The following is a 6,490-nucleotide window of genomic DNA, read 5'->3' on the forward strand; positions in this document are numbered from 1 at the left end:
ATAGGGCAAGTCCGCGTTGCGAGTGCCACCGGCCCGAACCCGAGGAGGAACGACCGAGCATATATGAAGTATATACGTGAGGAAGTGACGACGAAGGGAGCGGGTCGGTGCCGCCGCAACCCTCAGGGCTGGAGCCAGAAAACTGCCCGGCTTCGTTGCTCGTCGGTTAAAGGTATATTTCATACCTTCGCTCTCCTCGCGCCTCGCCGGACAGCTTTCTGACCTCCAGCGCGGGCATGTCCTATTTTTGAGATGACTTCTAGAGCATTTCGCATTTTATCTGCTGCTCGTTCTCGTGCTCTTTGAGTGGGAGAGTACGAGATCAGAACCCGCCCCCCCAAAAACTTCGCGGCCTACGCGAACTTCGTGGTTAAACGGTCAACGCCGGTGCGGAAGAAGCATCTTCCGCCACAGACCGGCTCCGGCGGCGGCGCCACTCGAAGAATCCAGCCAATCCCAGCAGGATCAGCCCCATGACGTAAACCTCGGCTTCCGGCACGACCGCCGAGTAAGGCGTGCCACCCTTGTAGAAGGCCCATTCTTCGAAGGTGGAGGAGGAATCAAAGGATACTGTTTGATTGCTCCCCCATTGGGGCGAGGAGGTCAGAAGCTGCCCGGTGGAACCCATTTCCACCCAAAGGTAGATACGGTCCGTGTATCGGCCCGGATCGTTGGAGTCGGTGATAAAGGCACTGACGGGGACATAAATCGCAAAGTCAGGGTCGCCGTTTCCGGCCTCGATCAAATTCACCAACAGGGTGCGGTCGGTGGTCGTTGTTCCGTTACCCGTCAGGCCGAACTCGTCCAGACTGTAAATCAATTCGACGTTGGCATCCTGGGCTTTGAAAAGATCATAGACTCCGCGGGGTGTCGGGTCGTCATTGTTGCCCGAACTGCCGATGGCAGTGTTGATGTTGACCCCATCGGATTTGAAAAAGATCAGCTCATCGATTGAGATGGCACTGCGTCCGTCGGATTCACCGCCGTCGAGCATGAATTCGTAATACAGCACCCCCCCCACATTGATGACAGTGGCGATGTCCGGAGTGACAATCGGATCCTGCACCCCACCGTTTCCTTGGTTGAATCTGGGTTGGGGATTGTTGTCACTGGCATTGTTTGGATTCGTGCCTATAGCAGAATTGTAACCCCGTTGATCGGGCTCGTTGCCGGGTTGACTGATGTCGAACATGCGCGTGAAGGCCCCGGAGCCGGTGCTGTTCGCAATGGCGTCACTCAGGTTTCCGATTCCACCCTCCTTGGTGGTGAAAAGCATGGTCAGCGGACTGCCGGAACTGGTCGTATTCGACGTGATCGAGGCGTAGGTGTTGTCGAGGGCGTAGGAATCGTAGGTGGTTCCCCCGATGGTCAAGTCGGCCTGGGTGAAATTGTAATAGACCTGCGCACGGCATTCTCCCTGAACGCCCCCCCAGACAAGGGCGCACATCCACGCACACTGCAAGCTTTTGCCCATACGCAATTCCACCCAATCAGAATAACCTGATCGGCACGGCCAAACAATGTATTAGTGAAGACTGGCTAGGGTTTTTGGTTCAGGGCCGTATGGCACTATTGCCAGAAGCGGTCCCGGGCTTCAACTTGGATCATGTTGCGGAACGTTCGCGCCCGCCTCCGGCACTGGCTCACCTGCCCGGATCCCTTTCTCATACGTTCGATCCTTGGTCTGGCGCTCATCACCGCTCTCCTCGCTTTACTCGGCTGGGCGGGTTATTACGGCTTCAAGGAATGCCGCCGCATGGTTCTGACCCACCACGCCCGCACGGCCGAAGCCTCGGGAGATACCACCCGGTTTCTCGGATTCATCCGGCAGGTTTTGGAGTCGCACCCCGATGACCTGGAAGCCAACCGGCTCATGGTGGATTTTTGCAAGAGGTCCGCGCCCCGTTCTTACGTCGAGTGGCTGACCCGTCTCCAGGGGCTCGAACCCGACAACCGGAAAACTTCGTTGGAGCTCGCCGGTGTCCATCTGCGACTCAAACACTATGAGAACGCCTCCACTTTGGCCCGGTCACTCATCCCTTATCGGGAGTGGAGCGGTCCGGCCCACAACATCCTGGCCCTGACCAGTGCCCACCGGGGTGATCTGGATGCGGCTCTGGAACACTTCCGCTCTGCCCTCCGCGACGAGCCGAATTCCCTGCCCATTCTGGCGAACTTCGCCACCTTTCTGACCACTTTGCATCAACCATCCTTGGATGCGGAGCGGGAGGACATTCTATTGCGTCTCTCGCGCCTCCCGGGTGGCGATCTGGCCGTGCTCAGACTGCGGGGAGCGCGTGCCATGGAAATGCGGGATGCCGCCACGTCCCTCGAGCTTGCCCAGGAGATTGTTCGGCATCCGCGACACCAGTTCGGAGACCGACTCCAGCACCTCGGCACGCTACTGGCCTTCCGTCCAGCGGACTACCCGGCGGCCCTGAAGGTGCTCCAGGAATCGTCCCGGCAGCAGCGTTCCACCATGGGCCCCCTGCTCGAGTGGCTTCTCCATGCCAGGCGATGGGAAGAGGCGATGGCATGGATGGACGCATTCCCCCCTGAAATCCAGAGCAGCACCCACATCCGTTTCACCCGAATCCAATGTGCCGTGCTGGCCAGGTGGCCAGCCTCGCGCTGGCTTCCTTTTTTGGGGACCACTTCTTGGGGCCGCGATGAGCCGCTCCGCCTGGCCGGGCTCTCGATGGCCCATCAAATGGACGGCCAAGCGGATGCCGCCATATCCTTCAAGCGCCGGGCGGTCGAATCCGCCAAGCGCCATTCCCTATCTTGTTACTCCCTACTTGACCTTGTCGAGGCCTGGGAGGGCTGGGACGAGGAGGTGGACTCCCTGCTTGAATCCCTGAGCCATGACCGCGTGTTCGAATCACAGGCCTTGGGAGAGCTGTTCCAACGCCACCTGGCAAAAAGAAATGCCGCCAAGCTCCTGCCCATAGCCGAGCGACTGGCCCTGGCCCATCCGGAATCCCCGCAAATGCAGGGCAACTACCTTTCCCTGGCACTCCTGTTGGACCCCGGCTCCCCCAAGATCCGCAGCGCGTGTGAAAAATTCTTTTTGCGGTATTCCCGCCTGCCCCATGCCCAGTCGCTCCAGGGCTTCGCCCTCACACTTTCGGGCAAAGCCGGCGAAGGCTTGAATTTGATGGAGCGCATAGCACCTGAACTGCGCCAACTTCCACCGATCAATCTTTACTATGCATTCGCCCTATCACGCAATAACCGTGCCGCCGAGGCCGGAGCCATTCTTAAGCTTGTCGATGAATCACGGCTGCTCGATGCCGAAAAACTAATATTGGCCGAAGCCCGGAACGCCTCAGCGCATTGAAGGCGGATTCAGCCGCCGGACGGCTTGGCCAGGGGCCGGGCCAGGAGGACGGTTTCGTTCTCCTGCAGGCCCTTCTTGATTTCCACGAAATGGATGTTGGAAACCCCGATCTCGACCGGGCGGGTCTCGGGCGGGCTCTCGGACCCTGCCACCGGGGGCTGGACAAAGACCACCCGGCTCCCATCCGGCTCGCTGAAGACCGCCGTCAACGGCACCGCGACCACATTTTCCACCCGGCTGATCGGCACCACCACATCCGCGGTCATGCCCGGACGCAGGCGCTCATCCGGATGCTCGATGCGGATCTCGACCTGGAACCCCTTGATGTTGTTTTTCACCGTCGCTGTCGGGGCCAGACGGTCGATGCGCCCGCCCATCTCCACCCCGGGTATGGAGTCGACGGAAAACTTGACCTCCATCCCCGGCTTCAGACGGGCCACGTCCACCTGGTTGACGTGCGACTTGATCAACAACTGCTCCAGCTTGGCCATCTTCATGATCATGGTTCCGCTGTTCACGCTGGCGGCCGCCACCACGACCTGACCCTCCACCACCGGCAGTTCCAGGATGACCCCGTTCATCGGGGCCAGGATCTGGGTTTTGGAAAGCCGCTCCTCGATGGTCTGGAGCCGCTTGCTCGCGCGATCCAGCGCATTGTCGGCCAGATCCATCGCCGACCGTGTATCGGCCAGGGTCTTCTCGGGGATCAACTGCCGCTCATAAAGTTTCTGGTCCCGTGCGTGGTCCGCGCGTGCCTTGTCCGCGCTCAGCTTCGCCCCTGCGATTTCAATCAGAACCGAGCTTTTTTCGGTCTGTAGCTCCTTGTCATCCAATTCAACCAGCAACGCCCCCTGCTTGACCGTATCGCCCAGCTCGACGTGGAGCTTTTTGATTTTTGCACTGACCTCGGATTTGACCTCGAGGACGTCGATCGGTTCCAGGTCACCGGAAATTTCCACGGTGATGTCGATGGTCTGCTTCCCCACCTGGGCCGTCAGGACCGGACCACCCTTGTCCTCCAGGGCCGTCCGCTGGCCCTGCCACCACCGCCAGCCCCCATAGCCCCCCGCACCCATGACCAGGGCCACCACGAGGTAGATGCCGAGCTTCTTCACGAGACCAAAACTAGCTTCCATATCCCGCACCGCAAGAGCGGTCTCATGCGACGCCCGCCTTCATGGCCCCGGGGGAACCATGCGCCGGGGGTGATCCTGCCGGGCTTCCCCGCTCACCGCAGTTGCAACCTCCCCGTTTGCGAACAACATGGTCGGTGTATGGACAAGTCCGCAGTGGCCGCCATCTTCCAGGAAATCGCCCTCCTACTTGAGCTCCGGGGAGAAAACCCGTTCAAAACCCGTGCCTATCAAAATGCAGCCCGTTCGCTCGAAACTTTCCCGGGCGATCTCGCCACCCTTGTTACCGAAGACCGGCTCGGGGAAATTCCCGGTCTCGGCGAGGCCCTGCGGGAGAAAACCACCCTCCTGGTCCGCGACGGCCAATTGCCCTACTACGACCAACTCAGGGCTTCTTTCGCGCCGGGCCTGCTCGATCTGCTCCACATCCCCGGTCTTGGACCGAAAAAGCTCAAGGCTCTTCACGACCAGTTAGGCATCCACGACACCGCCAGCCTGCAACAGGCCTGCGAAGACGGACGCGTCGCCGCTCTGGCCGGCTTTGGTCCGAAAACGGCCGCCAACCTCCTTGCCGGCCTGGCCCAACGCCGGGCCTTCGCCGGACAGTTCCGTTTCGGCGACGTCATCACCCGGGCCGAGGAACTGATCGAATTGCTCCGCACCCACCCCGATGTCATCCGCGTCTCGCTTGCCGGCTCCCTGCGCCGGGGCAAGGAAGTGGTCAAAGACATGGACCTCGTGGCCTCCTCCAAGGACCCGGCCGCCGTCATCGACGCCTTTGCCGGGCTCGAGGGCGTGGTCCGTGTGGTGGCGCGCGGCGAAACCAAATGCAGTGTGGTCTTCGACAACGGCCTGCCCTGCGATCTGCGAGTTGTCGCCGACCGGGATTTCCCCGCCACCCTGCTCCACTTCACCGGCAGCAAGGAAGCCAATGTCGCCCTCCGCCAGCGGGCCATCGCGCGCGGTCTGAAGCTGAGCGAATACGGCCTCGAGCCCGACAACCCAAATCAGCAATCGAAAATCAAAAATCAAAAATTTCCTGACGAGTCCGCCCTCTACAAGGCCCTCGGCCTTGATTTCATCCCCCCCGAACTGCGGGAGAATCTGGGGGAGATCGAAGCCGCCGAAACGGGCCGGCTGCCGCGGCTGTTGGAATGGACCGATTTGAAAGGTTGTTTCCACAACCACACCACCGCCAGCGATGGCAGGAACACCCTGGAGGAAATGGCCTCCGCAGCGGCCGAACTCGGTCTGGAATATCTCGGCATCGCCGACCACTCGAAGTCCTCCGTCCAGGCCAACGGCCTCTCTTCGGAACGCCTACTGGCCCAGGTGGCGGAAATCCACCACCGCAACAAAACCCGCGACGACATCCACCTCTTCGCCGGAGTGGAGTGCGACATCCTGAAGGACGGCACCCTCGATTACGGGGACGACATCCTGGCCCAACTGGATTACGTCGTGGCCTCGGTGCACAGCGCTTTCAACCAGGATGCGGACACCATGACCCGGCGCATCATCCGCGCGGTCGAGAACGAACATGTCACCCTGCTCGGCCACCCGACGGGCAGGCTGCTGCTGGAACGCGAGCCCTACGCCATCAACCTGGATAAAGTGATCGACGCCTGTGCCGCGAACGGGACATGGATCGAACTCAACGCCAACCCGTTCAGACTGGATATGGACTGGCGCTACTGGAGGCGGGCCCGGGACAAAGGGGTCCTCTGCGCCATCAACCCTGATGCCCACGCGGTCGGCCAACTTGGTTACCTGCACCTCGGCGCGCGCTTCGCCCGCAAAGGCTGGCTGCGCCGGGAAGACGTCGCCAACACCCTGCCCCTGCGGGAGATGAAGAAAAAGCTCATGGCTCGCGGTGGTTAGAGCACTTTCCACTTAATTAGCTTCGTAGTTGGCATGAGAGAAGAAGTTGGCACAGTGCTCCGGGGTGAAGGATTCGATGGCTTCTTTGAGGGCTGAGATCAGCTCCTTCCAAGTTCTGGCCGATGCTTTGCGCAGA

Annotated in this window: 4 protein-coding genes; 2 read left to right on the forward strand and 2 right to left on the reverse strand. The window is 60.7% G+C overall.

The window, feature by feature from the left end; all coding sequences use genetic code 11:
- Window positions 1–370: 370 nt before the first annotated feature.
- Window positions 371–1,447, reverse strand: a complete 1,077-nt coding sequence (locus SFU85_09485; GenBank protein ID MDX6767011.1) for a hypothetical protein — start codon at window positions 1,445–1,447, stop codon at window positions 371–373.
- Between the two features lie 159 nt (window positions 1,448–1,606).
- On the opposite strand from SFU85_09485, the gene SFU85_09490 reads away from it, so the two are divergent.
- Complete coding sequence (locus SFU85_09490; GenBank protein ID MDX6767012.1) at window positions 1,607–3,340, forward strand: hypothetical protein; 1,734 nt, start codon at window positions 1,607–1,609, stop codon at window positions 3,338–3,340.
- 8 nt (window positions 3,341–3,348) lie between these two features.
- Here the strand turns inward: SFU85_09490 and SFU85_09495 are convergent, their stop codons facing one another.
- Window positions 3,349–4,455: an efflux RND transporter periplasmic adaptor subunit gene (locus SFU85_09495; GenBank protein MDX6767013.1), complete on the reverse strand. Its 1,107-nt coding sequence runs from the start codon at window positions 4,453–4,455 to the stop codon at window positions 3,349–3,351.
- Window positions 4,456–4,614: 159 nt separating this feature from the next.
- On the opposite strand from SFU85_09495, the gene polX reads away from it, so the two are divergent.
- Window positions 4,615–6,354: a DNA polymerase/3'-5' exonuclease PolX gene (gene polX, locus SFU85_09500; protein MDX6767014.1), complete on the forward strand. Its 1,740-nt coding sequence runs from the start codon at window positions 4,615–4,617 to the stop codon at window positions 6,352–6,354.
- The last annotated feature ends 136 nt before the right edge of the window (window positions 6,355–6,490 follow it).

The sequence above is a fragment of the Candidatus Methylacidiphilales bacterium genome, from assembly GCA_033875315.1.
Taxonomy (GTDB): Bacteria; Verrucomicrobiota; Verrucomicrobiia; order Methylacidiphilales; family CAZTYG01; genus JANRJG01.